At 64.1% G+C, this 23,787-nt stretch carries 43 protein-coding genes; 8 read left to right on the top strand and 35 right to left on the bottom strand.

Going from position 1 to position 23,787, the window contains the following annotated elements:
• Positions 1-49: 49 nt before the first annotated feature.
• From gp17 to CKY51_RS07110, 19 genes are all read right to left on the bottom strand, one after another.
• The gene (gene gp17, locus CKY51_RS07195) at positions 50-406 is read right to left on the bottom strand and encodes a tail completion protein gp17 (RefSeq protein ID WP_022974292.1); all 357 of its coding nucleotides are present in this window, start codon (positions 404-406) and stop codon (positions 50-52) included.
• The gene (locus tag CKY51_RS07190; RefSeq protein ID WP_022974293.1) at positions 403-852 is read right to left on the bottom strand and encodes an HK97-gp10 family putative phage morphogenesis protein; all 450 of its coding nucleotides are present in this window, start codon (positions 850-852) and stop codon (positions 403-405) included. The genes gp17 and CKY51_RS07190 overlap by 4 nt, the downstream gene beginning before the upstream one ends.
• Before the next feature lie 4 nt (positions 853-856).
• Positions 857-1,207, bottom strand: a complete 351-nt coding sequence (locus CKY51_RS07185) for a phage head closure protein (protein WP_022974294.1) — start codon at positions 1,205-1,207, stop codon at positions 857-859.
• The gene (locus CKY51_RS07180) at positions 1,204-1,623 is read right to left on the bottom strand and encodes a head-tail connector protein (RefSeq protein WP_022974295.1); all 420 of its coding nucleotides are present in this window, start codon (positions 1,621-1,623) and stop codon (positions 1,204-1,206) included. The genes CKY51_RS07185 and CKY51_RS07180 overlap by 4 nt, the downstream gene beginning before the upstream one ends.
• 3 nt (positions 1,624-1,626) lie before the next feature.
• Positions 1,627-2,133: a hypothetical protein gene (locus CKY51_RS07175; RefSeq protein ID WP_022974296.1), complete on the bottom strand. Its 507-nt coding sequence runs from the start codon at positions 2,131-2,133 to the stop codon at positions 1,627-1,629.
• Between the two features lie 60 nt (positions 2,134-2,193).
• Positions 2,194-3,438 (bottom strand): phage major capsid protein, encoded by a 1,245-nt coding sequence (locus CKY51_RS07170; RefSeq protein ID WP_022974297.1) that lies wholly within the window; start codon positions 3,436-3,438, stop codon positions 2,194-2,196.
• A gap of 67 nt (positions 3,439-3,505) precedes the next feature.
• Positions 3,506-4,243, bottom strand: coding sequence for a head maturation protease, ClpP-related (locus CKY51_RS07165; RefSeq protein ID WP_022974298.1), 738 nt, complete (start codon positions 4,241-4,243; stop codon positions 3,506-3,508).
• Positions 4,209-5,531 carry a phage portal protein gene (locus tag CKY51_RS07160; RefSeq protein ID WP_152249036.1) on the bottom strand — a complete coding sequence of 441 codons (1,323 nt, stop codon included), beginning with the start codon at positions 5,529-5,531 and terminating at the stop codon, positions 4,209-4,211. The genes CKY51_RS07165 and CKY51_RS07160 overlap by 35 nt, the downstream gene beginning before the upstream one ends.
• Positions 5,531-7,207, bottom strand: coding sequence for a terminase large subunit (locus tag CKY51_RS07155; protein WP_152249035.1), 1,677 nt, complete (start codon positions 7,205-7,207; stop codon positions 5,531-5,533). Before CKY51_RS07155 ends, CKY51_RS07160 begins: the two co-directional genes overlap by 1 nt.
• 2 nt (positions 7,208-7,209) lie before the next feature.
• Entirely contained in the window at positions 7,210-7,590 is a 381-nt protein-coding gene (locus tag CKY51_RS07150; protein ID WP_022974301.1) for a hypothetical protein, read from the bottom strand.
• A gap of 96 nt (positions 7,591-7,686) precedes the next feature.
• On the bottom strand, positions 7,687-7,983 hold the full coding sequence (locus CKY51_RS22640) for an HNH endonuclease signature motif containing protein (RefSeq protein WP_272944145.1): 297 nt from the start codon (positions 7,981-7,983) through the stop codon (positions 7,687-7,689).
• A gap of 138 nt (positions 7,984-8,121) precedes the next feature.
• Positions 8,122-8,415 (bottom strand): hypothetical protein, encoded by a 294-nt coding sequence (locus tag CKY51_RS07140; RefSeq protein WP_022974303.1) that lies wholly within the window; start codon positions 8,413-8,415, stop codon positions 8,122-8,124.
• A 17-nt stretch (positions 8,416-8,432) separates the two neighbouring features.
• On the bottom strand, positions 8,433-9,671 hold the full coding sequence (locus tag CKY51_RS07135) for an SGNH/GDSL hydrolase family protein (RefSeq protein WP_022974304.1): 1,239 nt from the start codon (positions 9,669-9,671) through the stop codon (positions 8,433-8,435).
• Positions 9,672-9,785: 114 nt separating this feature from the next.
• Positions 9,786-10,061, bottom strand: a complete 276-nt coding sequence (gene lysC / locus CKY51_RS07130) for an Rz1-like lysis system protein LysC (protein ID WP_022974305.1) — start codon at positions 10,059-10,061, stop codon at positions 9,786-9,788.
• Positions 10,058-10,204: a hypothetical protein gene (locus tag CKY51_RS22395; protein ID WP_022974306.1), complete on the bottom strand. Its 147-nt coding sequence runs from the start codon at positions 10,202-10,204 to the stop codon at positions 10,058-10,060. The genes lysC and CKY51_RS22395 overlap by 4 nt, the downstream gene beginning before the upstream one ends.
• A gap of 9 nt (positions 10,205-10,213) precedes the next feature.
• Positions 10,214-10,648, bottom strand: a complete 435-nt coding sequence (locus tag CKY51_RS07125; RefSeq protein WP_022974307.1) for a hypothetical protein — start codon at positions 10,646-10,648, stop codon at positions 10,214-10,216.
• A complete protein-coding gene (locus CKY51_RS07120; RefSeq protein WP_022974308.1) occupies positions 10,635-10,955 on the bottom strand; it encodes a DUF7940 domain-containing protein in 321 nt (106 codons plus the stop codon). The genes CKY51_RS07125 and CKY51_RS07120 overlap by 14 nt, the downstream gene beginning before the upstream one ends.
• The gene (locus CKY51_RS07115; protein ID WP_022974309.1) at positions 10,952-11,269 is read right to left on the bottom strand and encodes a hypothetical protein; all 318 of its coding nucleotides are present in this window, start codon (positions 11,267-11,269) and stop codon (positions 10,952-10,954) included. The genes CKY51_RS07120 and CKY51_RS07115 overlap by 4 nt, the downstream gene beginning before the upstream one ends.
• Positions 11,266-11,922 (bottom strand): glycoside hydrolase family 19 protein, encoded by a 657-nt coding sequence (locus CKY51_RS07110; protein WP_152249034.1) that lies wholly within the window; start codon positions 11,920-11,922, stop codon positions 11,266-11,268. The genes CKY51_RS07115 and CKY51_RS07110 overlap by 4 nt, the downstream gene beginning before the upstream one ends.
• Before the next feature lie 65 nt (positions 11,923-11,987).
• On the opposite strand from CKY51_RS07110, the gene CKY51_RS07105 reads away from it, so the two are divergent.
• Entirely contained in the window at positions 11,988-12,356 is a 369-nt protein-coding gene (locus CKY51_RS07105; protein WP_152249033.1) for a hypothetical protein, read from the top strand.
• Between the two features lie 213 nt (positions 12,357-12,569).
• On the opposite strand, the gene CKY51_RS07100 is transcribed toward CKY51_RS07105, so the two are convergent.
• The 15 genes from CKY51_RS07100 to CKY51_RS07030 all read right to left on the bottom strand — a co-directional run bounded on the left by CKY51_RS07100 (position 12,570) and on the right by CKY51_RS07030 (position 19,772).
• Positions 12,570-13,385: a DUF2408 domain-containing protein gene (locus tag CKY51_RS07100; RefSeq protein WP_152249032.1), complete on the bottom strand. Its 816-nt coding sequence runs from the start codon at positions 13,383-13,385 to the stop codon at positions 12,570-12,572.
• Between the two features lie 419 nt (positions 13,386-13,804).
• The gene (locus tag CKY51_RS07095) at positions 13,805-14,176 is read right to left on the bottom strand and encodes a Ref family recombination enhancement nuclease (protein ID WP_022972423.1); all 372 of its coding nucleotides are present in this window, start codon (positions 14,174-14,176) and stop codon (positions 13,805-13,807) included.
• A complete protein-coding gene (locus CKY51_RS07090; RefSeq protein ID WP_022972422.1) occupies positions 14,176-14,625 on the bottom strand; it encodes a hypothetical protein in 450 nt (149 codons plus the stop codon). Before CKY51_RS07090 ends, CKY51_RS07095 begins: the two co-directional genes overlap by 1 nt.
• Before the next feature lie 2 nt (positions 14,626-14,627).
• Complete coding sequence (locus CKY51_RS07085; protein WP_022972421.1) at positions 14,628-14,807, bottom strand: hypothetical protein; 180 nt, start codon at positions 14,805-14,807, stop codon at positions 14,628-14,630.
• Entirely contained in the window at positions 14,807-15,004 is a 198-nt protein-coding gene (locus CKY51_RS07080; RefSeq protein WP_022972420.1) for a hypothetical protein, read from the bottom strand. The genes CKY51_RS07085 and CKY51_RS07080 overlap by 1 nt, the downstream gene beginning before the upstream one ends.
• A complete protein-coding gene (locus CKY51_RS07075; protein ID WP_022972419.1) occupies positions 15,001-15,222 on the bottom strand; it encodes a hypothetical protein in 222 nt (73 codons plus the stop codon). Before CKY51_RS07075 ends, CKY51_RS07080 begins: the two co-directional genes overlap by 4 nt.
• A 7-nt stretch (positions 15,223-15,229) precedes the next feature.
• Positions 15,230-15,943, bottom strand: coding sequence for a phage antirepressor KilAC domain-containing protein (locus tag CKY51_RS07070; RefSeq protein WP_022972418.1), 714 nt, complete (start codon positions 15,941-15,943; stop codon positions 15,230-15,232).
• A complete protein-coding gene (locus tag CKY51_RS07065) occupies positions 15,940-16,407 on the bottom strand; it encodes a crossover junction endodeoxyribonuclease RuvC (protein ID WP_022972417.1) in 468 nt (155 codons plus the stop codon). Before CKY51_RS07065 ends, CKY51_RS07070 begins: the two co-directional genes overlap by 4 nt.
• Positions 16,404-17,024 (bottom strand): hypothetical protein, encoded by a 621-nt coding sequence (locus CKY51_RS07060; protein WP_022972416.1) that lies wholly within the window; start codon positions 17,022-17,024, stop codon positions 16,404-16,406. The genes CKY51_RS07065 and CKY51_RS07060 overlap by 4 nt, the downstream gene beginning before the upstream one ends.
• Positions 17,021-17,527, bottom strand: a complete 507-nt coding sequence (locus tag CKY51_RS07055; protein ID WP_022972415.1) for a hypothetical protein — start codon at positions 17,525-17,527, stop codon at positions 17,021-17,023. The genes CKY51_RS07060 and CKY51_RS07055 overlap by 4 nt, the downstream gene beginning before the upstream one ends.
• A complete protein-coding gene (locus CKY51_RS07050) occupies positions 17,520-18,446 on the bottom strand; it encodes a helix-turn-helix domain-containing protein (RefSeq protein ID WP_152249031.1) in 927 nt (308 codons plus the stop codon). Before CKY51_RS07050 ends, CKY51_RS07055 begins: the two co-directional genes overlap by 8 nt.
• The gene (locus tag CKY51_RS07045) at positions 18,443-18,652 is read right to left on the bottom strand and encodes a hypothetical protein (RefSeq protein WP_022972412.1); all 210 of its coding nucleotides are present in this window, start codon (positions 18,650-18,652) and stop codon (positions 18,443-18,445) included. Before CKY51_RS07045 ends, CKY51_RS07050 begins: the two co-directional genes overlap by 4 nt.
• A gap of 11 nt (positions 18,653-18,663) precedes the next feature.
• Positions 18,664-18,939, bottom strand: a complete 276-nt coding sequence (locus CKY51_RS07040) for a hypothetical protein (protein WP_022972411.1) — start codon at positions 18,937-18,939, stop codon at positions 18,664-18,666.
• The gene (locus CKY51_RS07035; protein WP_238319502.1) at positions 18,939-19,517 is read right to left on the bottom strand and encodes a phage regulatory CII family protein; all 579 of its coding nucleotides are present in this window, start codon (positions 19,515-19,517) and stop codon (positions 18,939-18,941) included. Before CKY51_RS07035 ends, CKY51_RS07040 begins: the two co-directional genes overlap by 1 nt.
• An 18-nt stretch (positions 19,518-19,535) precedes the next feature.
• Positions 19,536-19,772 (bottom strand): helix-turn-helix domain-containing protein, encoded by a 237-nt coding sequence (locus tag CKY51_RS07030; RefSeq protein ID WP_152249030.1) that lies wholly within the window; start codon positions 19,770-19,772, stop codon positions 19,536-19,538.
• A 70-nt stretch (positions 19,773-19,842) separates the two neighbouring features.
• On the opposite strand from CKY51_RS07030, the gene CKY51_RS07025 reads away from it, so the two are divergent.
• From CKY51_RS07025 to CKY51_RS07015, 3 genes are all read left to right on the top strand, one after another.
• A complete protein-coding gene (locus CKY51_RS07025; RefSeq protein ID WP_170292298.1) occupies positions 19,843-20,325 on the top strand; it encodes a helix-turn-helix domain-containing protein in 483 nt (160 codons plus the stop codon).
• Positions 20,326-20,437: 112 nt separating this feature from the next.
• Positions 20,438-20,671 (top strand): hypothetical protein, encoded by a 234-nt coding sequence (locus CKY51_RS07020; RefSeq protein WP_244952521.1) that lies wholly within the window; start codon positions 20,438-20,440, stop codon positions 20,669-20,671.
• A gap of 12 nt (positions 20,672-20,683) precedes the next feature.
• Positions 20,684-21,115, top strand: a complete 432-nt coding sequence (locus CKY51_RS07015; protein WP_152249028.1) for a hypothetical protein — start codon at positions 20,684-20,686, stop codon at positions 21,113-21,115.
• A gap of 87 nt (positions 21,116-21,202) precedes the next feature.
• Here the strand turns inward: CKY51_RS07015 and CKY51_RS07010 are convergent, their stop codons facing one another.
• Positions 21,203-21,571: a hypothetical protein gene (locus CKY51_RS07010; RefSeq protein WP_152249027.1), complete on the bottom strand. Its 369-nt coding sequence runs from the start codon at positions 21,569-21,571 to the stop codon at positions 21,203-21,205.
• Between the two features lie 619 nt (positions 21,572-22,190).
• Here CKY51_RS07010 and CKY51_RS07000 point away from each other — a divergent pair.
• The 4 genes from CKY51_RS07000 to CKY51_RS06985 are packed head-to-tail and all read left to right on the top strand — an operon-like array spanning position 22,191 to position 23,630.
• Complete coding sequence (locus tag CKY51_RS07000) at positions 22,191-22,685, top strand: hypothetical protein (RefSeq protein WP_022970706.1); 495 nt, start codon at positions 22,191-22,193, stop codon at positions 22,683-22,685.
• On the top strand, positions 22,682-23,050 hold the full coding sequence (locus tag CKY51_RS06995; protein WP_152249025.1) for a hypothetical protein: 369 nt from the start codon (positions 22,682-22,684) through the stop codon (positions 23,048-23,050). The genes CKY51_RS07000 and CKY51_RS06995 overlap by 4 nt, the downstream gene beginning before the upstream one ends.
• Positions 23,047-23,265: a hypothetical protein gene (locus CKY51_RS06990; RefSeq protein WP_022970705.1), complete on the top strand. Its 219-nt coding sequence runs from the start codon at positions 23,047-23,049 to the stop codon at positions 23,263-23,265. Before CKY51_RS06995 ends, CKY51_RS06990 begins: the two co-directional genes overlap by 4 nt.
• Positions 23,262-23,630, top strand: a complete 369-nt coding sequence (locus CKY51_RS06985) for a hypothetical protein (RefSeq protein WP_022970704.1) — start codon at positions 23,262-23,264, stop codon at positions 23,628-23,630. The genes CKY51_RS06990 and CKY51_RS06985 overlap by 4 nt, the downstream gene beginning before the upstream one ends.
• Positions 23,631-23,787 lie beyond the last annotated feature (157 nt).

The raw sequence follows: 23,787 nt of genomic DNA, 5'->3' as shown, positions 1-23,787 counted from the left end.
AAAAAACCCGCCGTAGGCGGGCGGGTTGGTGGTGGGTGTTGCGTTGTTACTACGGATCGGCGTACCACAGCCCGAAGTCCTGTCGGGTGCCGTATTTCTTGATTTCGGCCGAGTAATCCGCCTCGAAGGCCCCGTAAGGCTCGGCAGCGAAGCTGCTGGCGGCGATACGCGCATCGACCTGCCGCGCCAATGCGTTGGCCTGCGCACGCGAATCCGCCCAGACGTTGACCTGGATGCGTGCGTGCGCTTTGTCGGGTCGGGTTTGATCTTGGAACCACTGGGCGCGGCCGCCGACCTGCTGGTAGGTGATCAGCGGATACACCGGTGAATCCGGCGGCACGTCGGGATAGACGCGCGTGCCGACCAGGTCTGTCAGAAGCGCGCGAAAGTCAGATTCGAAGCTCACACGAAGTCCTCGTCTCTGGGGGTGTACATGTCGCGCAGCAGCTCGGCCAGGCGCTCCCGGCCGCGGTCCATCATGGCCTGGGACATGCGCCCCAGTGACGACTCAAACGCTGGCCGCAAGAATGGTTTGGCAGGCACCCAACTGGTCTCGGTGCCGCCTTTGCCGCGCTTGCCGCCTTGCACGGCCCAGTGGCCGAATTCCTGCAGGTGGCCATGTGGTGCCTTGCGGCTGTTCCATGTCACCGCGTACACCACCGTCGTCTCGGTGGATTTGCCCTCCCGGTAGGCCAGATAGATCGCACCGCGCAGCGCCCCGGATTCCACCGGCGCGCGTAGCTTCGCCTCATCGCGCACGATCTTGCCGCCGGCGACCGCCATCGACCGCGCCACCTTGGTCTGGATATGCTTGAGGTTTTCCAGGCCCTGCAGCACCTCGCTCAGATCCACGCGATTAGCCACTGTTGCCCCCTTGCTCGGTTACCAGGTAGGCGCGATCACGGTCTTTCAGGTCGCGTATGACGCCCTTGATTTCGAACACCAAACCGTCGTGCGCGATCCGCATGCCCGCATCGACGCCCAGCGCAGCAGCGTCCGCGAAGCGCACCAGGAAGCTGTAGCGCGCAATAGAGGTCGGCAGGCCGGCCGCAACGCTGGAACGGATCGCACCCATTCCGGTCTCGTTGGCGATGCCGGCCCACAACTGGCCGGCATCCTCCCATCCCATCGCCGGCTGCCCTTCCGGATCCGTCCCGGTCGCTGGCCGCTGCACCAGCACCACCGAGGTGAGTTCAGACGCGATCATGGCAGCACTCGCCGGAACGGAAACATCAGGCTCTGCATCGCCGGGTTTTCGCTCAGCGGCTCTGTGGAGCCCGCCGAGCTGTGTGCGCTAAGGTCGTCCAGCCGCAGCAGGATCGCGGCCCGCAGCGCGGCTGGCACGGGGCCTGGCGTCGCCTTGAAGACAATTGGAACCGCGCCGGCTGCGCTGGTCACTGCTCCCGGCCACACCGGCAGCGGGCCTGTGCGCTCGCCCACAGGCGTCCATTCCCACGTGGCATCGGCCAGTGCATAGCCAGTTTGCAATTCCACCTCTTCGCGCGCCGCGGTGATCCACAGGGCGATCAGCTCATCACGCGCGGTGCTGATTTCCCGCAGATGCTGTTTTGCCTGAGCCAACGACACCGGCTCAGAGGACGCGGCGGCGACGAGACGCAGCATGAGTCAGCCCTCGGCCGATTGGACCGCAGCCGGATGGCTGTCGATCAAGCCGGCCTGCTCCAGACCTTCGACAAGCGCAGCATCGAATGGCCGCACCTGGCCGCACTTGCCATACGGACTATCGCGCAGGACCAGCGCCTGCTTGGACTCGCCGCCCTCGCGGGGGGCACCGAGCAGCGCGCTTTCGGTGGTGGCGCTGTCGCCGGTGCTCGGCAACGTCACGATGGCAACTTCTGCGCGCTCGGCGCCCGGCGTGCCTTCCGGGGTGGCAGCAATCACCGCCTGCTGCGTGCCCAGCGCCGTGGTTGCTTCGGACGCGACGCCGGCATCGCCGAGCGCGGCGCGCTCTTCTGGGGTGATCTGAACGCCGATGTCGTCCGTCGGCGGCACCTGGCCGGGAAACACAACGGCCGCCGGCGCGGTCGCCACGGTGGTCTCGGTCGTTGCGACCGGTGCGGTTTCTGCAACCGGCGCCGCGGTGGCGGGGGTGGTCTGATTCTTCTTGGCCATCAGGAAAGCTCCGATGTTGAGGAAAGGCGGGCAGCGAACTGCCCGCCAGTGCAAGCCGGTTTAGGCGGCCGCGCCGTGCTGGAACAGCTTCACTGCATCGCCCTGATCCAGCAGCGCGCCACCCGTGCGCATCCAGGCCAGGAAGCCGACCTGGCCGCGGCGCGTGTACACCGAGTCCGTGAAGCGGAACATGGTGAAAGCCATCACGTCGCGGATCTTGTAGTACTTGAAGTCGCCGAAGGCGATCGACTTGGCACCGGGCGCCGGCGCCGGCATGTGCTGGTTGATCTCCAGGCCCCGATTCAGCAATCGGTCCGGCGCGCCCTGCGGATTGCCCTGGTCGTAACCCGGCACGAAGATCGGGCGGCCTTCGCCATCCTTGACCTTGCGCAGCGAGGCCAGCACGTTGTCGTGGAACATCCACTTTGCATTGGCGCGGTAGGCCGGATCGACGCTGTGCTCGAGGTCCACCAGGTCGTCGTAGGTGACCGCTGCAGAAGCCAGCACCGCGCCGATCTTGCCCACGGTCGCACCGGTGACCAAGCCCTGCGGCTGGCCCACGCCCGTGCCGACGGTGTAGTGGCGGTTGGTGATGCGGTTCAGGCGGTGCACCAGGCGCCCGGCGATGAACGCTTCGATGTCCACCGAGCTGTCCTGCAGCAGCTCCCACGGCACAGTGACGACCTTGGAGCTGTACTTGAACACGCCCAGGTTCTTGGTGCCGAAGGACACATCCAGATCGGTGGCAGCCTGGTTTTCCGGCACCAGCTCACCCTCCTCGGCCGTGCCGTCGCTGGTCGGGAAGTTGATCGGCTCGCCGCCGGCGGTCGGGATGATTTCGGCGACACGCCGCATCGCGCCGTATTCCTTCATCCGATCCAGAATGGTGGTGGCCACACGGGTCGGCACGGTGTAGCCGCCCTGCTCGGGATTGAGCGCCGGATTGCCGCTCATGGCGTTACTGATCTGGCGGCGTTCTTCGGCGCTGAGCGCCGCTTCGCCACCGCGGCACCAGGAATTGAACAGCTTCATTGCGGCCGACGCGTTCTTGCCGCCGGCGCCGCCGTTGTCGTGCTCCTTGACGCCTGCATCGCGCATCGCGTTTTCGGCAGTCAGGTCCATGACCTTCTGGTGGCGATCGATGGCGGCATCGATGCGCTCGATTTCCGACATGTTGTTGTCGTACTTGGTCTGATCCTCGTTGGTCCAGGCGTTGCCGTTGCCGGTGCTGGCGTCCAGCAGGTTGCGGGTTTCCTTCGCCAGGGTGTTACGGCGCTCCCGCTCAGCGTTCAAATTGAAGGGCATTTCGGTTCCTTGTTGTAGGCACAAAAAAGCCGCCTTTCGGCGGCGGTGGTTTGCAAGCGGGAGCCGCTTACGCTGGTGCGCGCTCCAGCAGCGCCAGGCGCCGCTCGAGTGCGTTTCGGTGGGCGGCGATGGCTGTGCCATCGTCCGCGGTGGGGCCGGGCTCGGTCAGAGCTTTGGGGGCGTTCTCGTAGGCCGACAGATCCCACTGATTGGACGCCTTCTTCTTGCCGACGACCTCAATCACGCGGTCGGCAAAGCCGTGCTCCTTCGCCTCGTCGGCGGTGAACCACGTTTCGTCGTTCATCCACTGCACGACCTGCGCGATCTCGTTACCAGTGCGGCGGGTGTAGTCGCCAGCCAGACCGTCATCGATCTTGCCCAGCAGCTCGCCGGTCTTGGCCATATCGGCCCTGTTGCCGATGGCGATGGTCCAAGCGTTGTGGATCATGAAGCCGGCGCCCTGGGTGATCTCGACCTCATCGCACGCCATGCAAATTCCGGTGGCGGCCGATGCTGCCAGACCATCCACGTGCGCGATGACGGTTGCCTTGTGCTGCGCGATGGCCGTCATCATGGCGCGGGCAGCGAACACATCGCCGCCCGGCGAGTCGATGCGCAGGTGGATGGTGTCGGCCTCAATGGCGGCCAAGGCCTTCACAAACTCTGTTTCGTCGATATCACCCCACCATCCGCCGATCACCCCATGCAGGTACATGGTCGCCTCGCTGCCCGCCGTCTCGGCGCGCAGCGGCTTGGAGACGGCTGCGTTGTTACGCGCCAGCTGCAGCAGCTTCGGAATCGTCATCTTCTTGCTTCCTCTCGGTATCGGTGGGCGCCGCATCCTCTGCCGGCTTTGCGGCTTCGGACGGGCGATAAAGCACATCGCCGCCCGGGATTGGCGGCAGGTTCTTGGTGCGGCGCACTTCGTTGACAGTCATCCAGCCCTGCGCACCAGGACCGCCAAGCGCTTTGCCGAAGTACTCGGCCTGCGCCTTGGAGTCGCCGGCCATCAGGCTCTCGACGCTGTGCTCCACGAAGTAGCGGGAGGTGTAGAAGAGCTTCCGGTTCAACTCGTCCCGAAAGCGCTTTAGGTGAGGCCCGAGCGTGTGTTTCACGAAGCCGATGCCCATCTGCTCGATGCCGGTGCCCCAGCTGCTCGCCTTGCTGGTCTCGCCGATCATGTGCGGCGGGCAGCCAAACGCGCGCGCGATGTCAATGACCTGCCACTGCCGCGACTCCAGCAGCTGCTGGTCGACCGCTGACATCGTCAGCTCTTTGAGATCCAGGCCCTCGCTCAGGATCAGAGGGATGCGGCGATTGCCCTGCATTCCGCCGTACTTCTTCACCCATGCGTCGCGGAAATCATCCTGCATCGCCTGCGTCATTTTGTTTGGCGCAGTGATGGCTACCTCCGGCTTGCCTCCCTCGCTGAAGAACTTGCCGGCGTGTTCGTCACCCTGCAGCGCGATGCCGATACCGTTGCGCGCGCCCCACTGGATCACCGACATGGAGCACACGCCGTTGAAGCCGAATCCCGGCAGGTGCAGAACGTCGGCCTGGTCGACCGTGAAATAGCCCACGTCCGCGTAGAAGGTGTACTGCAACCGCGGCGCCTGCTTCGGGTCGGTGCGCGCCTGCTCGAGTATCTGCACGAAGTCACGCGGCCACGGGATCAGACCGGTGGCCTGGCCGGCGCGGTTGCGCGTGATGTAAGCGATGCCGTCGCCGCGCAGCAGCACCTGCGACACCAGGAACTCCCAGGCTGCCGATGCGGCCCACGCCTGGTTGAATTGCTCGTTGAGCAACCACCAGTAATCGTGATCGGCACGGCGGCGCGAGTCGTCGACCCGCTCGTAGACGTGCAGCGGTAGCTGCGCGATTGCACCGGCGATCAGGTTCACGCAGGCGAACACAGCCGAGTTGCGCATCGACGTGGTCGGGTTCACGACCGCGCCGGCGGCGGTTCGCTGCTCGCCGAACACCTCGAAAATGCGCACGTCCGACGATGACACGCTGTCGCCTGGGGCCAGTGCCGAGAATGTCGGCTCGATGCGGTCGCGGTAGTGGCGTTCCTGCTTGTTGAAAATTCCCATCAGTTCATCACCACGAAGCCTTGTTCGATAACGCCGGACTCCTTCGCCTGCAGGGCGAGGGCCATGGCCAGGATCAGCGCGACAGCGCCGTCGATTTTGTTGCCGGGTGTCTCCTTGCGCGGGTAGACGTGCTCTTTCGCATCGAGGCGCGCCACCACGTTCCCGACCATCCACGTCATCGCCGGGTTGCCGTCGTGCCACAGGCGGCGGGCCAGGGTCAGCGCCTCCACCTCCTTCATCGGCTCAGACAGGTTGCGCACCGTCTGCGCCATTTCGATCACCGGCAAGCCAGCTTGGCCAAGGCGCGTCATCAGATAGGCGGCCTGCGCCGGGTCGAACGCGATGTTGATCAGCTCCGTCTGCGCGGCGAACTCTTTCAAGTCCTCCTCAATGAACGCGTAGTCGGTCATGTTCCCGGGCGTGGCCACCATGGCCTCGTCCAGAATGAAGTTGCCGTACTTCTCGTTGTCCTCGAGCGCGGCCTCCGGCACATAGAAACGTGGAATGGCGTAGTAGCTGTCGCCCTTCTCGAACAGCAAAACCGCAGCGGCCACGTCCAGCTTGGACGCCAGGTCCACGCCGACGTAGCACTTGCACCCCTGGAAGTCCTCGATCGAGAACGCCCGCTTCTGCCGCTGCCACGCCAGCATGTTCATCCACGCCGTCTTGGCACCCACCCAGTCGTTCAGGTGCTTGGTGCGGAAGGCGTTCTGCTTGGACGCCGAGCGCTTGGCCTGGGCCAGCTGCGCCAGCAGGAACGGCTCGAACACCGACACGCCGTAGTTCGGGTTCGCCTTGCGCAAGCTCGCCGGGTCGTCCCAGCGGTCCTCCTCGTCCAGCGAATAGATGATCCCGAACACGGTCTCATCGATCACTTCGCGCCGCAGGATGCGGATCACGTCGCGGCGCTTCTCGTAGCACGGGCCCGACAGGTTCGTCCCCGCGGTGGTGATGATCGACAGCAGCGGCTGCTCCCGCGCGCCCATGCCGGTCTGCATCGCGTCCACCATGTGGTCGGTGTCGTGCTCGTGGTACTCATCGATCAGCGCCGCGTGCGGGCTGGAGCCGTCACCCGGCTTGCCGATCATCGGCTCGAACTTCGACATGTCCTCCATGGTGAACATCGAGCCGGGGTTCTTGGGGTTCCCCGATTGCTCGATGCCGAACCGCGCGCGCAGCGCCGGCAGCCTGCTGACCATCTGCCAGGCCGGCCGGTAGATCTCGTAGGCCTGCTTTTCGCTGGTGGCGCCGGAGTAGACCTCCGCGCCCGCCTCCCCGTCCGCCGCGAACAGATACAGCCCGCGCGCGGCCAGGCGCAGCGATTTGCCGTTCTTGCGCGGCTCCTCCTCGTAGGCCTCGCGAAAGCGCCGCAGGCCGGTGTCCTTGTGGACCCAGCCGAAGAGGTTGCATTCGATGAAGCACTGCCAACCCTCGAACACCAGCTGCTGCTTCTTCGCAGCCCACTTGCCCTTGGTGTGGGGCATCAGCTGCATGAACTTGACCGCGCGGTCGGCCTTGGCCGCATCGAACTTGTAGGGCCAGTCCTTGCCGGTCCGCTTGAGGTCGTCCAGGTGCCGCTGGCACGCCAGGCGCACGTACTCGCCCGCCGGGATCTTCCCCGCCACCACCGAGGTTGCGTACTCCTTGGCCATGGCGCTCGGTGTCTTGGTGGCCATGGTCAGAACTCGTTGAAGGCGTTTTCCTCCGGGGGCTTCTCCGTCCCCAGCTTCTGCCGATCAGCTGGCGACAGGCCCAGGCGGGCGAAGCACCCGATCAGGTGCGAGTACTTGGCCGCCTTGAAGTCGGGCGGGCTATTGCGGAACTCGGCCAGCAGCGACGCGGCCACTTCCATCACGAAGCGATCCGCCCCGGTCAGCACGCCCGGCAGCGCGTGCTTCTCCAGCTCCTTCCACGCGCTGATCGCTTCGGGGCTCAGGTGATCGGGTGCTTTGCCCAGGGCGGCCTTGGACTTGGGCACTTGGCGCTTGTAGCGCTGCGGGTTTTGCTTGTCGGCCCCCTTGAGGCGGGCCAGCTCATCGGGCTGTTTGTGCCTCGCCATTGGTCACCGACCGAAATTCAAATTCTGTGGAAACGCGAAGAAAGGGGGACGAACGGGCCGGGTCCGGACGACTCCCGACTTTGACCCTCCCCCCGTTCAGTTTCGGCCCCGTCCGTTCAGGTTGAGACTGCCGCTCAGTCTCGCGCCGTCCCGTTCAGGCTCCTGGTCGGGCTCGAGGAGCAGCCCGTCGAACGGGTCACCCTGCACCGCCGCCCTGCCGAATCCGCCGTTCTCCCGCGCCGTCTTGCTGCTATGGCATGCATGGCACAGCGACTGCAGGTTCGATGACGCGTTGTTGCTGTCGTCGCCGTCGATGTGGTCCACGTCAGTCGCAGCCGTCACCCTGCCAGATTGGGCGCACGACCTGCATAGCGGCTCGCCTGCCAGGTGCACAGCCCGCAGCTTGCGCCAGGCCGTCGAGTTGGTCGCCAGCGCGCGCCGAGCGTGCCTGCGCTTCACCTGCTTGGCGTCCTCCTTGTAGGGCTTCCACCAGGTGGGCCGGTGCTGGGGCGGTCTGGTTGGCACTGTCGGTTATTCGTCCTTGAACACGCCGACTGCGACGCCGCCCGTGCTGGCGAGCCGCACCCGCACACCGGTGCCGGACACCGGGCCAGGAACCAACACAGTCGGAGCCTGGGCCGTCAGCTGCCCGATGACGATATCCGCGCCCGGCGTGCCCATCAGCACCTCGGCCAGGACTCCAGCCGGCAGGGCGCCCGACGCGACGTAGAGCCCCACCTTCGACGTGGAGCCAGAGGCCGGGGTAACCGCCGTGCTGGTGCTGGGCGTTGCGGCCGTGGGCGCGAGGATTGAGGTCTGCGGCATTGCTGTCTCCGAATGGGTTAGAGGGCGGCCATCTGCGCACGCACATCGCCGGCCATCAACTGATAGGCCACGGTGGTGGGATGGGTGCCATCGGCGGTGGCGTAGCTGTTCGCGCCGCTCACCACGAACTTGAGGTCATCGGTGCCACGGATCGATGGCCAGTGCTGCACGCCATCAATCAGCGCGCCCACTTGCCCCGTCAACCACGCGTTGACCTGTGCCGGAGTCCCGGCGGAGTCCCAGCCGCCGGTGCCGCCGCTGTAGGTCTGGTTGGCCTCGGTCGCCCAGCTGTCGGTCGAGGTGGTGCGTGGCAGCAGGTGCCCGGCCAGGATCTTCTGAATCCCGTTGCTGCGCAGGAGCGAGTAGACCGCACTCAGCCGCGACTGCATGGTGGCCAGCGTGGCGCCTGTGCCGTTGTTGCCCAGGTCGTTGGTGCCGTACATCGGAATGGCATGCGTGGCGTACTTGAGCAACGTCGCGTATCGGGCGTCGGCGACGGGCAATGTGCTGGCGCTGCCGTGCACGGCCAGGCTCATGTAGGCCACCTGGCTGGCATCCGTGTCGCTCGCATCCCTCGTCGCGCGCGACATCCAGCCCAAGCCGGTGATGCGGCTCGTACTGCCGGTGTCGCCCGTGCCCTGCGAGATCGAATCGCCGATGCTGACCCAGACCTTGGCGTCCGCAGCCGCATGCCGCCCGACCAGCTTGGGCACGTAGCCATTGCTTCGGCTCGTCACTGCGGTTCCGGTGGCGGTCCACTGACCGGCGGCATAGACATCGCTGCTGGTCGTCACGGTTGGGTCGAACCATGCCACACGTGCGCCTGATTGGGAGACAGCGCGCGCGGCGCTGTTGCAAAGGAACGACGCCGACGCCGAGTCGAACATCACCAGCAACTTCACATAGACGATCGTGCCTCGCACAAACGCGCTGAGGCCGAAATCACCAGGCACCACCGCATCGCTGAGCACATCATTTGCGCCGTCGGCGAGTGTCACCGCCTGCTGGCCGCCGAACGTGAAGGGCCGCACCACCCCGCCGATCTCCAGAGACGCGCCCTGGATCGGCATGGTGTTGCCGGCATTGATCAGCTGGTTCGTCGTGTAGGCCAGCCGCCAATTGTCCAGCAGCAGCCGCAGTTCGTTGAGGTCGCCGGATCCCAGCACATACGGCCAACGGATCTGCACGCCACGCCGGTTCTGCGTCTCGCCACCGTTGTGCACCACGTTGCCCGATGAGGCGAAGAGCAGCGGCACCGGGATCGGGGGGCGTCCCCATTGCAACCCATCGCGCTGAAGCGCCGACCGAGTTGCACGGCGTATCGCCGGCTGCAGTGGCCGCAGCAGTGCTGAGTTCATCGCCATGGTGCGTTAGGGCTTCTCGGCAGCGGGCTGCAGCGCGCGGATCTCGCCCATGCGGCGGTCGCAGTCGTCCTGTGCCGGGACGTTGACGTTGTAGGCCGACACCACGGCCTCCACGGTCCTCTCCTTGGCGCGCACAGCCGGGCATGGCTTGGTCAGCTCGTCCGGTAGGCGCACAGGCTGCGGCACCGTCACGCGCACGACGGCGGGGATGGTCGGCTTGGCGTTCTTGTCGCCGCAGCCGGCAAGCACCAGCAGGATGACGATCAGCAGCAGGCGGATCATGCGGTCACCATGTGCAGCCACGGCTTTATCAGCTCCCATAGCCAGGGGACCAGCCAGAACAGCAGCGCGAAGATCGCGGCACCGGCCAGGGCGCACATGATCGCGAGTCCGGCGAACATGCCATCCAGGGAATTTCCGTACATGGTCTGCTCCTACGGCAGGGGGATTTCGGGGCAAAGCGCGATCGCCAGCTGCGATGCGCACGTGGGCTCGGCCTTCGCGGCCTTCATCGCCTTGGCAGCGCTGTCAACCTTGGCCTGGGCTGCGGCGGTAGCGCGCGAAGCGTTGGTTGCTGCGGCATCGGCGGCAGCCTTCCACTCGTCTGCTCGCCGCTCCGCGAGCCGGGTCTCGGCAGACACCTCGCTCAGGGCCTGGCCGCATGCATTGGCGGCGGCGAGGTAGTCGGCAGAGTGCTTGTTGGCCTTGTCGCGCTCCTTAGCGGCCGAGGCCACCTTGCTGTCGGCGTCGGCGCGCTCCATGTGCTGACCCATCTTGCAGCCACCGATCAGCACGGCGCCCCCCAGCAGGCAGTAGCCGACCACGCGGATCGTCGCCAGGTACGGGCGAACCGGGTCAGGAATCTGCATAGGCAGACGCTCCGGCATGCCGCGATTCCACTTGTCCGTCATCGCTGGGTTCCAGCTTGCGTTGTCGAGCGGCGCGCGCTATCAGGGCCCCAGACTTGATAACCAGGCCTGTGCCAGCCAACCACGCGACCATGCTCTGCGGCAGCGCGGCGCGCCAGCCGTCCGGCAGCTGGGTGTATGACAGCGCGACGGCCCCGACCGCCAGCGCTGCAGCGTCGAGCTTCACCGACCACCAGCGCTTGAAGTTCGCAATGTCGGCTACCGGCTCCAGCCCAAGCACGCGGACGGCTTTTTCGGCGATTTTCATTTCAGCCCTCTGAGCTGTTTCAGTTCGCGGATGTCCTGGTCGTGCTGGTCAAGCCGCAGCTGAGCCTTCGCAACCTCGAGCTTGATGGTCGGCACGTCCTGCAGCTGGGTCGTGATCTGCTGCATTTGGGCGGTCACCTGCGCCATCTGCTGGTTCGTGACCTGTTGCTGCGTCAGCACTGCCGAAACAGAGACAACGAGCCATCCGGCCAGTGCTACGCACCCGGCCCCGATCGCGCTCGCGATCGCCTTTTCGACCGTCCCGAGTGAAAGCCGCGTGCGGCCGTCCGTGTTCTGTTGCGCGTCCACCGTCATGCCCCTAGCGCCTTTAGCGCACGCGTATAGCGAGCGCGCCGATCGGACGCACCGTTCTGTGCGCCATTGACCCGCTCGGTGATGTCATCGAACCTGCCCACGTCAGCCAGAGGATTCAGGCTGCGTGTGTCCCAGAAAGCAGCAGCGGCCAGTGCCCCCCATCTTGGCTGCTCCAGCGCTTCCGGCTGCTTCTCAAAATCCGGCACGTCCCGCACGCCCTTGGCACGAAGCGTGTCGCGCATGCCAGCGTAGTTGGCGCGGCCGGTGTTCTGGATCGGGCCGCGGCCGCGATACCGGTAGCCATCACCGCTGGCTTCGTCACCATTCCCCATGCGGCTGGCATACGCTGCATTGCCCAGTCCGACGGGATTTCGTGCCAACTCCTTCGCCCGCGGCAACAGGGAGCGCCACCGGCTACCGGCCTTTGCTCGGTTGCAGGCCTTGATCAGGTTTTCAAGGCTGTAGCTCAGCCCTTCAACTACTGCCGTCAGCCCGTTCGACTCGTGGCCAACCTGCGCCAAGAACGCGGCCATGCGACGCGGTGTGCTGATGCCGTACAGCCGGCAAGCCTCGCCGATCGGCTCGATCCAGCGCTCAGCGGTCCGGTCGTTGCAACCAACCGCCTGCTTCAGTTTTTGGGCGGTCAGCTGCATGATGGGCCTTGAAAAGTATCGGCGCTTCGACGCCATTTCTAAGAAAACAAACGGGGGGTTACGAGATGTACGACAACACCAAGCAGTTCATTGATCGCTTCAAAGAAACGCCATTCGATGTTTCCGTCATGGCCTTCGTTAACTTCACGAAGACGCTTGCTGAGCTCGTCACCTTGGCTGCGCTATTCCAATACGTCGCCACCAAGTACTCGATCCCGGTAGCAGGGCTGGCCGCACAACTTATGAACTTCTGCGTTGGTGCCTACGTCGGCAACAGGTTTGGCCTACTCACATACAACGAGCTGAGCCATAGGCTGCCAAAGGTCAAGGAGATCCTCCGGGTGTCGCTGCCTATCCAAATTTCTGTAACCATCGCGGTGGCTTACGGGGCCAAGGCGTTGATCGCCGGAGTGATGCTCCAGCTCGGCCAGTGAAGTTGAGCCGGCACAGTGGATGCGTCGCTGAGGCGCCGCCGTCACGGAGCGCCCCTTCTATGCGACTCCAGCGGGAAGCCCCACGGCTGGCCAGTTGGCTGGATTCGCACCCACTGTGACTACCGACTCGAAAGCTGGAACGGAAAAAGCCCCTGCATCTCTGCAGAGGCTTTTGTCACCAATTGCCTTATTCTGCCGATTCGTCCCTCGGTGTCAAGCGTTTTCGCTATCCATTTTTTTCCGAAGACTCTCCTGCGCCGCGCTGACGAGCTCGCGCGTCTCTGCCTTAACTCGCTCCCCTGCCTGCCCCGCCCCCGCAATGAGTAAGTTCACGTCTGTTGAGGCTTCAACCTCTGCGCGCATCGTGACAATACTTTGATAGGCGAGCCTGGAGACCTCACGACACTTATCTCCCACACACTCTGTAAAATTTTCCCGCATCTGCTTAATCTTTTTAAGAGAATCCGAGAATTCATCCCGGAGTGCTTTTTGCATTTCTTGCAGGGACGCTCGCGTTCCAATTGAAGCAACACCAATGGATTTCCCAATCTCAATTAATGAATCATGAGTTGAGGCTAAATCTTTCTCGATATTTTCCATGCGAATCACAAGGTCTCTTATGGGTCCGGCCAATTCATGAGCAAGCCCAAAAAGTATTGCCAACTGGGAATTAACCTCTTTCACTTGATCAAATAATCCAGCCTCACACAAAAGCTGGACCTTATAGGTCTCTGCCTGGGCAGCGAGAAAAGCTTCAGCCGCGCCATCTTCTTTACCAGGGTTAGGTAGAGTAAAAACAATCCCGATTGCCTTATGAACAGCCTCTACGTAAGGGACATATATAGATCTGCGAGCAGTAGCCAACCTCTCTTGAACCTTCTGCTTAGCTTGATCTTCGAGCTGCTTATTAAGATTTTTCCCCTGCGCACGCAGAGTGAACCAGATTCCAGCAACAGTGATAAATCCAGACGCCAAAACTGGAATGGCTTTTTCAAGAATCGCATTAAAGGCTATTGGATCGAAACCCATCCCAGCTCACCCCACATGATCATTCGCCTATCCTAGCCGAACAGCGCCACGCCGTGGTCCAAGCAAGGCATCCAAATGCGCAACTCCCCAAGAAGTTGCTGATCCATTCCCCACACTGGCAAGCTCCTCACCTAGCGTCATAGCATCACCAAGCACCGCCTTGTCAGTCTCATTGCCGAGCTGGAAGCGAAACCAACGAGACCGCTCAAGCCGCGCGGAAAGAGCACCAGCAATTGTGCTTTCAATTCCTCGAGCGGCCCTGTTATCCAAGACGCGCAGGGACCAGACTTTTGCGATGGGCAACGGGCAGCAATCCTGCAGCTCATCGATTGATCGTACGACGTCAGTGGTTCTTCCGAGACGCACCGCCAGGTCTCGTTCGAGCACCAGTACACCAGCCAGATATATCCGCCATTGCTTCATGCCATCACCAGTTGTCGTTCAATCCATTCGGTCTGCAGCGCGATCAGCTCGTCGTCGCTGCCGTAGGTCTCGTGAAACAGCGCGCTCCCGTCCATCAGCGACGGGCCGTAGCGATCGCGGGTGCTGCTGGTCGTCTGCTTGGGCATCGGGTGCGCACGGTGGTGCCACACGCACAGCGCGTAGCCGAGCAGGTGCCCGCGCCGACGGTTGCCGCTCTTGCAGTGGTTGTAGTCGCAGCCCACCACCACCAGCTGCTGCGGCAGCAGGCCGGTTGCCATGCGGACCACGCACGCCATGCACGGCCCTTCCTTCGACAGCTCGAACCGCACTACCTCCTCGGCTGTCGGCGCGCCGGTGCTGTGTCGCATCACGCGACCACCTGAAGCAGCGGGCGGACCATGTGTGGGCGGAGGCGCCGGCCGACCAGCTCGAACCCGGCCGCGCGCAGGGTCAGGTAGGCGCCCTGGCGCAGCGGAGCGTGCCCAGCGTTGACGATCAGGTTGTTCGCCGTCTCCATGCGCTCGAAGTTCTTGCGTCCGCGCCCGCAGTAATAGCCGCGCAGGACGCAGGCCATGACCACGTCCTGCCGTGCGATGCCGCCGACCACGTCCTCCACGCGCTGGGCGCGGGCGTCCACCTCCATCGGCTTGAAGCCCACGTTCGGCGGCGGCATCTCGCCGCGGTGCTCGATCAGCACCTGCAGCATGTTCTTGCTGGCCAGCCCCAGATAATCCATGTCCCGGTGCAGCGCGAATTCGTAGCCCCACCATTCCAGGTCGGAGCGCGTTGCCTCTGTGAAGCTGTCGAACTCGGCCATGGTCAGGCCCTCCCCTGCACCGGCTCTGCGCTGCCGTCCCTGCCCAGGCACCACACCTGGCCGTCGACGTGCACGTTTGCCCATAGCGCGCCCTGCAGCACCAGCCAATGTGTGGCGTCGTCCAGCGACTCAAACTCGTGGCGCGCGGCGCGTGGGTCGGCTGCGCTGGTGTTCGTGTCCATCAATTTCCCCTCTTCTCTGCTGCGGCCGCGATGCGTTCGAACTTTCGGGCCTGGTACTCGTTGGCCTGGATCGCCGCGCTTTTTCTCTTGCGCTCGCGCTCGCCAATGGCCGGCTTGCTGTGGATGCCATCGAGCTGCGCCCGGATCTGCTTGGCCTGGCTGCGCGCCCAGGCCGAGCGCTTGGCCGGGGGGGTCATGCCTGGTCGTTCCCGGCGCGGCCGAACGCGGTGCGCATGCGCTGCGTCCAGATGTAGAGGCGCGAGCACCAGCTCGCACGGAATTGCTCGTTCTCGGCCCGCAGATCGATCAGCTCCTGCAACCGGCTTTTCAGGTTGGCGCGCAGCACGTCCTTGGTCGGCTGCTTCATGCGGCGCAACTTCGGCGCGGGCTGGTCGGAAATCAGGTCTTCGCTCATTGGGGCCTCAGTGGTGCGTAATGGTGGAAAGCGCGGCCGGCACGCTCAGCGCCGTGGCCAGATTGGCGAGCCCCTTGGCGGTGACGCGCACCTGCGTGTTGATCCATTCGGTGCCGTCCGGCTTCTGGCCCGTCGTGACCTTGTGTTCCAGGCAGCCGCTGTGCAGGCGCCCGGCGTAGGCCAGCCATGTCGAGCACAGCGGATGGCGGTAGATCCAGCGCTTCTGCTCGAGCAGGGCCAGGAACTTCCGCTCCGGGATCTGCATGGTCTTCGCCGCCTCGCGCAGATTGAGCGAGCCATCGGCAATGGCGATCCGGTCCAGGGCGTCAGCCTTGGGGGTCAGTTCCTCAACGCGGCCGGCGTAGCTGGCCAACAGTCCGCGCAGCGCGGCCGGGTCCGAAAGCAGCACCAGTGGGTCGACCGGCGCGGCGACACGACGCTCCAGCTCCTGCCAGCGGTCGACCAAGCGCGCAGTGAACTGCGGGGACAGCTGCGCGACGACCACGATACTGTCGCGCTTGCCTCGCTCCCCGGAGAACACAAACACACTGCCAGGGCGAGTCGCAGTGGGAATTTCCGCCGTTGGCGGCGATTCGATGACGTCCTGATTGACCAGGCGGACAATCGACCTCTTCACGTCGTCGTGCCTGGATTCGACCAACTCGGCGATATCGCGGCTGGTGATCGCCGGCTCGTCGCCGGCAATGGTGAGTTGGCTCATGGCTGGCTCCCGTACCGCGCGATCAGCGCTGCGTCGGCAAAGGCCTGGCCGGCCGCCTTCTCGCCTAGATCAGCCCAGCGCGGCCACAGCTGGATTGCGCGGCTGCGCGCGGCGTCCTTCTCCGATCCGATCAGCCCGGCGCGCTTCTTCCACGCCTGCGGGGTCACCAGCGTCACCGGCAGCATCATGGCGGCGACCACACCCTCCACGACCCCAGCGGCATGCCCGAAGGTGTAGACGCTCGACACGCCCTGCTTCGGCATCGCATGAACCTGCTCGATAAAGACGTGTCCCGTGTCGAAGTCCTGGAGGAACCGGGAAACGGCTGCGGCATCTACCCTCGTTGACTGGCCCACCTTGAGCGTAGGCATGCGGATCCACTCCACGGGCAAGGGCTGGGCCGCGCTTTGGAGCACCACCAAGGCGCCAGAACAGCCAGGGTCGATTCCAATCACGTAACTCATGCATTGCTCCGGTCGGGGATGTGCTGCTCGATGCCCGGCAAGCGGATCACCCGGCCGCCAGTGCGTATGAACTCGTCGACTGTCTGGGCGCGCGGGCGCGGCGGCGGCGCGGGCTCCGGCTTCGTGGCGGCAAGGCGTGTCGCGATCACGGTGTAACCGGCTGGCGAAACCTTGGGCCGCGGCTTCGGCGCTAGTCGCGCGTGCGAGCGCAGGGCTTTCCGGCGCTCGCGGAGCGTTGCGCGCTCTGCCTTCTGCGCGGCGAGCCGGTCCAGACGCAACGCCTTGCGCAGCGCCTCGTCTTCCCGCCGCTCGGCCAGCGTCCGCCCGCCTTTGTTGATATGCCGCTGCCGCATGTACGCGCGATGCTTCTCCACCCTGGACTCGCTCGGCCCCGTGTTGCGCCCCGGCGGCTCGCCCACGAATGCGTATGCCGTGCGGCGGCCGCGGCCGGTGCGCTCCAAGTAGCCGGCATCCGTGTTGTCCTTCATCGCGCTGTAGTACGGACGCCGTGCCTTCGCGCCGGCTTCAATGCCCATGCCGTCCAGGATCAGCTGCGGCGTGTGTGCGCCGGGGTTGGCCTTCAGCCATTCGCGCACGCGGGCTGGGTAATTCTTCATGCCGTCACCGCCGTGGCGTCGCCCAGCTCTGCAGCCGCCCGCGCCAGGGCAGCGCGCGCGGCATCACGGTCTGCAACTTCCGGCACCTTCGCCGGCGGCGGCAGTGCGGTGGCAGCAGGCTCCGGCACTTCGCCGCCGCGCATGACGTGGTCGCGCGCCAGTTCGTACGCTTCGCGCACCATGCGATCGGCATCGCTGGCATTGGCGCCGCGGTAGCGATAGCCGTCCAACTTCAGGCCGACCAGCACGGTGAAGCCGCTGCGGTCACCGCCGCCGCGCAGTTCATTGGCCACCTGAGCCAGACTAGGCACACCGAGGCAGCGCGCGCGGAACTCCGGCAGCGTGGGGGGCCACGGGTCCGCCGCGGCGATGCACGCCGTCAGGCCTGTGCCGAGCTGCTGCGCCGTGACGCCCGCTAAGCCCTTCGCCCAGGTGCTGCCCGCGCCAGTGGACGGGTCCGCACCAAAGCCGCTGGTCCAGCGCGTGCCGTAGATCTCAGCCATGCGCGTCCACACCGTGGCGATCGACGTGATCGAAATCGGCGCCGGCGTGGTCGGCTGCTTGGCGCTGGATGGCTTCACGGGCAAAGCGTTGGGTGCGCTCGGCAGCGCTTTCGCGAGGGATTGCATGGGCAGATGCTCCGGAGGTGATGGTGTTGGCGCCGGCGGCACGCTGGCGGCGGGCCGCGGCGATGAGGTAGCCGGCCGACTTGCCCGGGTAGACGTCGGACAGCTCGAGCAGGTGGTCGGCGGTTACGCCCTCGCCTGCCGCGGCGATCAGGTCCGGGTGCTGGCTCGTGGTGCGCAGCCAGGGACGGTTGAGCGACATGGCTGCTCGATTCAACGCTGCTGCGATGAAACCTGCATCGGTTCCACACACACCTCGCGCAGCGTCTGCGCCAGTGGTGTGTGGTGTATTGCTTCCCTGATGGTTATATGACGGTTCCGTGTCCCGTTTTTGGGACTGTTTCGGCGGAAAAACGGGACTGTTACCAGGAAAAAACGGGACTGTTTGCTCCTCGGAAGAGTCCCAATTTCGGGCCTCTTCAAAGCAAAAATGTTCCACGAAATAACGGTCCCGTTTTTGGGACTGTTCAATTTGATGTTCCACGACGGGCGAAGGAACCGATAAACCGGCTTGCTGAGCATCAGCGGAAGGCGGGTTGAGCCGATAGACGATGACTTGGCTGGTGTTGCCACGCCGGTGGCCGGTATCGCGAATCAGCCCCGCCGACACCAGGCGCGCCATGTTCGTCAGCACCGTTTTGCGGTCCTGGCCCGTCGCCTCGGCCAAGTAAGCAACCGATGGGTAAGCCTCCCAGTTGTCGCCGCCGGCGCAGTTGGCCAGCACCACCAGTACGAACTTGGCGGACGACTTGTCCACGGGCTGCTTCAGAGCCCAGGTGATGGCCTCGACGCTCACAGACTCACCACCAGGCCGCCGAGCGCATTGCCCACGCGGTGGTCCGCCATCTGCCGATCCTGCTCGCGCAGCGACTCTCCGCGCACGCGGCCCAGCGCTTCATCAATCATCGAGGAGGCAACCGCATCGCTGACGTTCGCCGCTGCCGCAATCTCGGCCGCGTTGCAGCCCTGCTTCAGCAGTTCCCACACCTGACGCTTGGACATAACAGCGCCGCTCATTGCCCACCGCCTTCCTGCGCTTCCAGCTCGGCGACCCGTGCCTTCCAGTAATCGACGCCCTTCTGTGCGATTTCCTGCTGCACCTTGAGGCGGTCTTGCGCCGCGAAGCTCACAGTCGCCGCAATTCGGTCGGCTAGGTTCTCGAGGCTGATGATCTTCATCTGCAAGATCCCTCGCGCGGAATCGAGCTCAGATTTAGGCTTGGGCGTGGTGGCCAGCGGGCTGGTTTGTTGCAGGCGCCGCACGGTCGGATGGTTGGATGCCCAGGACATCACCGCACCCCGGCTTGCGCGGCAGCGCGCGCATGTTGGGCCACCTGCGCCAGCATCGCCTGGGCATCGCCACACGCGGCTGCGATCTCTGCAGCTTCGTTAGCGGTGATGCGACCATCGTCGATCGCCTCGTTGATGAGCTGCGACAACTTGCCCTTTGCGGATGCAGCGGACAACAGTGCCGTCAGCATCGTGCCGCTGGTCGGCGCCTCGGTGCGCGTAAGCGTGTAGCCGTGCTCGGCCGCCAGGGCGTGCAGGATCCGGTCATCGCCCGTCACGCCCATGATCTGGCTGGCCTCCGCCAGCGTCAGGTGGTGCGTGCGCGTGTTCGGGTTCACTTTGCTACGCAACACCGCCGCAGACATGGCGCGCTCGCGCCCGTCCTCGTTCTTGCTGATCAGCCGCGTGGACAGTGCCTCGCTACCGCCAGGGTAGCTGTGCACGGTGTGGTATGCGGCATCGGAGATGTTCATCGGGGTCCTGCCTGAACGTGGTTTCTGGGATGGGTGACCGGCAACATCACGGACATGGAGAACAACAGCTCGGGAAAAGCACCGGCCATGGCCGGAGGTGTTCAAAGCAGGGGCCAGGCTCCGTCACGCGGCATCGACCGGGACGATTCGGTTCGAATCAACGTCTTGGCTAGGCGGCGACGCCAAGAAAGCGTCCGGACGCAGCGCGCGCGCCTGCCATTGCCGGCCCTCCGGCAGCTCCTCGTCCTCCGGCCAGCGGCTCACCGCTTGCTTTGAAGTCTTGAAGAAGTCCGCCAGTTCGCGGTCCCGAGTGAAGCCGAGGGCTTCGCGCACCATTCGTTTGGTCAGGCGTTCGTTCATGCCAAAAGTAAATCCGTGTTTACCCTTAAAGTCAACCACTATTTACCGCGTGGAGTCAACAATTGTTGACATGCACATCGGTGATCGACTTCGAGAACTCCGTCTGGCCGAGGGCCTCACCCTCGAGCAAGCGGGCACCATCGGCGGGACGACAAAGCAGTCCATGTCCCAGATCGAGAAGGGGGTTACAAAGGAGCCCGGAGGGATCGCGCTATTCAACTGGGCGCGCCACTACGGCGTGAGCCTTGAGTGGCTCATCACGGGCAAGGGGTCTCGCAAAGCGAGCTCGTCTCAGGTCGCGAGACCTGACTTCGACAAGATTGCCGCAGCGGTCAGCGTGCTCTTGAACTACCTTGAGCTGGTTGGCGATCCACCAGAGTGGATCCACGACCCTGTGCTTCTGGAGACCGCCTACATGGTCGCGGACGAATTCGGACAGCCGGTGCTAGCCGATAATGTCCTCGACCTGACCAAGATTCTGGCAAAACGCATAAGGGGTTCGAAGGATGAGCAACAGCAGTCGGTTGGAGGAGCTCGCTCAGCGGTTGGCTGACCGGACACGTCAGTTGAGAGCCGAGCAACCGACCCGCCCTGCTCTATCCGTCGTTCGGCCGCTCCCCAATACCGCATGCCCTGACGCCCTGCTGGCCGAAGGGGCCAAAGGGATGGACGTCGTCGTCCGTGAGTCCCATTGCAAGATGATCCGCCACTATCGCCGCCGTTGGGGCATGGCGATGCAGGAGATCATCGATCAGGCCTGCTTCGGGTACACCGGGATCGAAGCTCTGCCGGACGAAACTCTGGTCCAGCTGCATAAGGACATGGAGCGCGCACAAGAGTGCATGCGAGATGGGGTCTCGTTCGAAGATGCAGGCCTGCTCCGATCACGCTATGGATAGATGGGGGTACGCATGCAATTCAGCAAGTTGGCGACTATTCTGAGCGTCGCCATGATCGTCGGCTGTGCCACGAAGCCGGTGTCGGATTCAGCAGCGAAAGCCGCGCCAGCCGAACGGCTATTCGCACACCAGACGCCAATCGAAGGCGGCGGAATTCTCGTCGTGACTCGTGATGCGGGGTTCCAGGGCAGCGCCTGTGCAGTATCCGTGCTCATCAATGGAGCAGAGGCGGCACGACTGGAGGCCGGAGAGCGCGCGGCGTTCCAGCTACCTGCCGGCGAGGCAATCCTCGGCGTGCAACCGTTTGGCCGGGGTTTGTGCGGGGCAGGCTCAGACCGTATGCGTCGAGAGACCGGTCTGATGATGAAATCAGGGGACACGAGGAAATACAGAACCGGAATCGGTAGCTCTGGCGAGCCCTTGATAGCACCGACGGCCTATTGATTAAGATCAGCAGTGACGCGTAGGGCGAGAGCTGGTGCCGGTCCGAAACGAACGAGCCCCAGCTATCAGGGGCTCGCTGCTTGAACTTCAGCCGCATTTGGCGATGCGTGTCCGCTCGATAAATGCCTCAACTGGCGGACTTGACTCATCGTCTCGCTGAGCTGCCTGCATCCTTGAATCGAGCTCATGCGCAATTTGCTGAAGCTCCGAACGGGCAAAGCGCGTCAACAGGTCGCGAACCATTGGCTGGTAGGCAATCTGGTTGTGTTCTGCGATCAACTTGAGCGTGTCGATCAAGGTCACCGGCAGACGGATGGAGACCAGCTTCATAGCCATGACCTGTTCAAGCTCTGCATGAGCGCTCTCCGGCGCCACAGCCACGTGCTCTTCGCTACGCCCGTACTCGCCATCTTCCCACTTGGCGGTGATCGTCTGATCGATGGGGTGCGTGCTCATTGTGTTTCCTCAAAAGTCGTTGGGATTACCGTGCTTCCGATAGATAGCCAGCTCGGCCTCGTTCGGTGGGTAGCATGTGCGGAGGTAGAAGTATCCTCCCTTGGAGACGTAACACACCTTCAATAGACGTCCGCGGTTGGTAGGGGCAATGAACCAAAGCGTCGGTGGATCACTGCGATGCTCATCACGGTTGTCTATCAGCAACTTGCCGGTGATGTTTGCAAAGCATTGATGAACCTCGGGCTCTCCGACGTCATGCTTTGTACCTAGCTTGGCTCGAGTTTCCTCGGAGATGACAATCCTGCCCATGGGCATCCTTCCTGGGAGACGGCGGATTCTACGATGCATGATGCGTATATACAACGACCAGGATTCTGAGCCTGTGACACTGCTAGCAATGCGGACACACCGTATATACAGCTACCCACTGCGAACACAATCGGCAGAAGTGATGTAGAACTTTAACGGTTAAATCTGAACGCCGATCTAGGGCCTTCAAGCTGCAGGCATGCGCTTCCAGCGGAGATGTAAATTTTTGTTGACTTAAAAGGTAAACCTTTGTTTACTTTCGCCGTCGCCCCAGTAACACGGCATTCCGCCGCGGGGCACGGAGACTCCGATGCGCGCCGTCACCGCTCGCCTCACCTGCCTGTCCCTCGCCGCCGCACTGGCCGCAGGCTGCGCCGTCACCGGGCAGCCGGCCGCCGAGCCCATCACTGCTACCGGTGAGGACATCCCCGAACAACTGTCGATCACCTCGCCGCGCTTCTGCGCCGCGCTGGCGGTCTATGAGCTGGCCACCGTCGACGATTGGGGGCTGCGCGCCGGCATCGCCCGCGCCGCCCTCAACGGTTTCGCCACTGCTGGCCGCGTGCCGGACTGCGCCGAGGGTGTCGCCACCGTTCTGACCCGCGACGAGTTCAGCGCCCGCCGCTGGCAGGACGCAATCGACGCTGTGGACGCAGTGGACTCGGGCGATTACGCCCTGCCCGACACCTGCGCCCGCGCCAATGCGGTGATCCCGGTCGACGCGCCTTCGTCGCTCACCAACACCCTGCCCGTGGCAGCCCAGTGCGTGATGCACAGCTTGGCCCTCGTTGAGGTGAAGCCATGAGCGCCACGTATATCAACCCCTGGTATCAGAAGGGACGCCTGGACTATGGCCCGGACGTCTATTCAACTGACGCCAAGCCGACTGAATACCGCGGCTACCTTGTGTTTCAGCGCAACGCGACCTGCTTTGACGTCGTAAAAGATGGCGTCTGCGTTACCCAGCTCGCTGGGCCAAACGGTGCAAAACGAGCAATTGATGCGGTGCTGGCGGCTGAGATCGGTGTGTCGTTCGGAATCCGCAACTGCGGCACATGCTCCAAGACGTACACATGCGCCGCTTGTGACCACGAATCTCATCAGCAGCTGTTCGATCGATCTTGCCGTGAGCATGCAATGCGCGCTCTGCCCCAAGGCCGCGCCGCATGAGTGGGCATGAGGTGATTTTTCTTCTCTGGATCCTCGCTCTCGCGGTAGCTGCGCACGCCGCCCTGCACAGCAGGAGGGTTGCCGATCGATCACGCACGTTCCAACGACTGACCGACGCTCAGCACTACGCCGCCCGCATGGATGCCGCTGGATACGACTGCTTCATCCACTACCAGGTGCGCTGCTATCGGCGCAAAAAGGACATCGCCGCATGAGCCGCCTGACCTACCGCAACACGGTAAAGGGCTTCCACTACGACGTGGACCTGCGCTGGGACGCCAACAGCAACAGCTGGCTGCTTCAGTCGCTCGTGCGCGGCGTTCCGTCCGTGTCCATCATCATCGGCCGCGCCCACGGCATCGACTTCGTTGCGCCCGAGCCTGGCATCGCCAAGGGCCACTACATCTACGTGCGCGGTGCCTTCATCGACCTGCCTGAAGAGAGCTGGCGCGAGCTGAAGTGCTGGTATGAGTCCGTCGCCGCCGCTGTTGCGCCGGCGCCGCCTGTAGAAGACCTGCCCCGCAACCTGCCGCCCATTGCGCCGCCGCTGACGCCGTACGCACAGCGCGCGCACGCATGAGCACCACGCAGACACCGGAATAGCGCGCGGCCCTTGCCCGCGCCAAGAACCCCGGCGCGCACCCGTGGCGCATCTGGCAAGGCACGGCAAACCAGGAGCGCGCCGTCGCGCGCCGCGCCGAAACCATCGTCCCCAACACCACCAGGTTGATCAACCG

Origin of the sequence: Xanthomonas maliensis (assembly GCF_009192945.1) — a bacterium.
In the GTDB taxonomy this organism is placed as follows: Bacteria; Pseudomonadota; Gammaproteobacteria; order Xanthomonadales; family Xanthomonadaceae; genus Xanthomonas; species Xanthomonas maliensis.
This window is presented reverse-complemented; position numbering and strand designations above follow the sequence as displayed.

What these genes read in the sequence shown, in the direction of transcription:
- CKY51_RS07140 (WP_022974303.1), bottom strand. Translation starts at nt 8,415, where the DNA reads ATGCCGCAGACCTCAATCCTCGCGCCCACGGCCGCAACGCCCAGCACC.
- CKY51_RS07100 (WP_152249032.1), bottom strand. Translation starts at nt 13,385, where the DNA reads ATGGGTTTCGATCCAATAGCCTTTAATGCGATTCTTGAAAAAGCCATT.
- lysC (WP_022974305.1), bottom strand. Translation starts at nt 10,061, where the DNA reads ATGATCCGCCTGCTGCTGATCGTCATCCTGCTGGTGCTTGCCGGCTGC.
- CKY51_RS07000 (WP_022970706.1), top strand. Translation starts at nt 22,191, where the DNA reads ATGCGCGCCGTCACCGCTCGCCTCACCTGCCTGTCCCTCGCCGCCGCA.
- CKY51_RS07160 (WP_152249036.1), bottom strand. Translation starts at nt 5,531, where the DNA reads ATGGGAATTTTCAACAAGCAGGAACGCCACTACCGCGACCGCATCGAG.
- CKY51_RS07030 (WP_152249030.1), bottom strand. Translation starts at nt 19,772, where the DNA reads ATGAACGAACGCCTGACCAAACGAATGGTGCGCGAAGCCCTCGGCTTC.
- CKY51_RS07080 (WP_022972420.1), bottom strand. Translation starts at nt 15,004, where the DNA reads ATGACCCCCCCGGCCAAGCGCTCGGCCTGGGCGCGCAGCCAGGCCAAG.
- CKY51_RS07065 (WP_022972417.1), bottom strand. Translation starts at nt 16,407, where the DNA reads ATGAGTTACGTGATTGGAATCGACCCTGGCTGTTCTGGCGCCTTGGTG.
- CKY51_RS07125 (WP_022974307.1), bottom strand. Translation starts at nt 10,648, where the DNA reads ATGCAGATTCCTGACCCGGTTCGCCCGTACCTGGCGACGATCCGCGTG.
- CKY51_RS07105 (WP_152249033.1), top strand. Translation starts at nt 11,988, where the DNA reads ATGTACGACAACACCAAGCAGTTCATTGATCGCTTCAAAGAAACGCCA.
- CKY51_RS07095 (WP_022972423.1), bottom strand. Translation starts at nt 14,176, where the DNA reads ATGCGACACAGCACCGGCGCGCCGACAGCCGAGGAGGTAGTGCGGTTC.
- CKY51_RS07175 (WP_022974296.1), bottom strand. Translation starts at nt 2,133, where the DNA reads ATGGCCAAGAAGAATCAGACCACCCCCGCCACCGCGGCGCCGGTTGCA.
- CKY51_RS07185 (WP_022974294.1), bottom strand. Translation starts at nt 1,207, where the DNA reads ATGATCGCGTCTGAACTCACCTCGGTGGTGCTGGTGCAGCGGCCAGCG.
- CKY51_RS07060 (WP_022972416.1), bottom strand. Translation starts at nt 17,024, where the DNA reads ATGAAGAATTACCCAGCCCGCGTGCGCGAATGGCTGAAGGCCAACCCC.
- CKY51_RS07045 (WP_022972412.1), bottom strand. Translation starts at nt 18,652, where the DNA reads ATGTCCAAGCGTCAGGTGTGGGAACTGCTGAAGCAGGGCTGCAACGCG.
- CKY51_RS07180 (WP_022974295.1), bottom strand. Translation starts at nt 1,623, where the DNA reads ATGCTGCGTCTCGTCGCCGCCGCGTCCTCTGAGCCGGTGTCGTTGGCT.
- CKY51_RS07040 (WP_022972411.1), bottom strand. Translation starts at nt 18,939, where the DNA reads ATGTCCTGGGCATCCAACCATCCGACCGTGCGGCGCCTGCAACAAACC.
- CKY51_RS07110 (WP_152249034.1), bottom strand. Translation starts at nt 11,922, where the DNA reads ATGCAGCTGACCGCCCAAAAACTGAAGCAGGCGGTTGGTTGCAACGAC.
- CKY51_RS07090 (WP_022972422.1), bottom strand. Translation starts at nt 14,625, where the DNA reads ATGGCCGAGTTCGACAGCTTCACAGAGGCAACGCGCTCCGACCTGGAA.
- CKY51_RS07015 (WP_152249028.1), top strand. Translation starts at nt 20,684, where the DNA reads ATGCAATTCAGCAAGTTGGCGACTATTCTGAGCGTCGCCATGATCGTC.
- CKY51_RS06985 (WP_022970704.1), top strand. Translation starts at nt 23,262, where the DNA reads ATGAGCCGCCTGACCTACCGCAACACGGTAAAGGGCTTCCACTACGAC.
- CKY51_RS07170 (WP_022974297.1), bottom strand. Translation starts at nt 3,438, where the DNA reads ATGCCCTTCAATTTGAACGCTGAGCGGGAGCGCCGTAACACCCTGGCG.
- CKY51_RS07150 (WP_022974301.1), bottom strand. Translation starts at nt 7,590, where the DNA reads ATGGCGAGGCACAAACAGCCCGATGAGCTGGCCCGCCTCAAGGGGGCC.
- CKY51_RS07165 (WP_022974298.1), bottom strand. Translation starts at nt 4,243, where the DNA reads ATGACGATTCCGAAGCTGCTGCAGCTGGCGCGTAACAACGCAGCCGTC.
- CKY51_RS07025 (WP_170292298.1), top strand. Translation starts at nt 19,843, where the DNA reads ATGCACATCGGTGATCGACTTCGAGAACTCCGTCTGGCCGAGGGCCTC.
- CKY51_RS07120 (WP_022974308.1), bottom strand. Translation starts at nt 10,955, where the DNA reads ATGAAAATCGCCGAAAAAGCCGTCCGCGTGCTTGGGCTGGAGCCGGTA.
- CKY51_RS22395 (WP_022974306.1), bottom strand. Translation starts at nt 10,204, where the DNA reads ATGTACGGAAATTCCCTGGATGGCATGTTCGCCGGACTCGCGATCATG.
- CKY51_RS07085 (WP_022972421.1), bottom strand. Translation starts at nt 14,807, where the DNA reads ATGGACACGAACACCAGCGCAGCCGACCCACGCGCCGCGCGCCACGAG.
- CKY51_RS07115 (WP_022974309.1), bottom strand. Translation starts at nt 11,269, where the DNA reads ATGACGGTGGACGCGCAACAGAACACGGACGGCCGCACGCGGCTTTCA.
- CKY51_RS07010 (WP_152249027.1), bottom strand. Translation starts at nt 21,571, where the DNA reads ATGAGCACGCACCCCATCGATCAGACGATCACCGCCAAGTGGGAAGAT.
- CKY51_RS07055 (WP_022972415.1), bottom strand. Translation starts at nt 17,527, where the DNA reads ATGGCTGAGATCTACGGCACGCGCTGGACCAGCGGCTTTGGTGCGGAC.
- CKY51_RS07020 (WP_244952521.1), top strand. Translation starts at nt 20,438, where the DNA reads ATGGACGTCGTCGTCCGTGAGTCCCATTGCAAGATGATCCGCCACTAT.
- CKY51_RS07070 (WP_022972418.1), bottom strand. Translation starts at nt 15,943, where the DNA reads ATGAGCCAACTCACCATTGCCGGCGACGAGCCGGCGATCACCAGCCGC.
- CKY51_RS07155 (WP_152249035.1), bottom strand. Translation starts at nt 7,207, where the DNA reads ATGGCCACCAAGACACCGAGCGCCATGGCCAAGGAGTACGCAACCTCG.
- CKY51_RS06995 (WP_152249025.1), top strand. Translation starts at nt 22,682, where the DNA reads ATGAGCGCCACGTATATCAACCCCTGGTATCAGAAGGGACGCCTGGAC.
- CKY51_RS07075 (WP_022972419.1), bottom strand. Translation starts at nt 15,222, where the DNA reads ATGAGCGAAGACCTGATTTCCGACCAGCCCGCGCCGAAGTTGCGCCGC.
- CKY51_RS06990 (WP_022970705.1), top strand. Translation starts at nt 23,047, where the DNA reads ATGAGTGGGCATGAGGTGATTTTTCTTCTCTGGATCCTCGCTCTCGCG.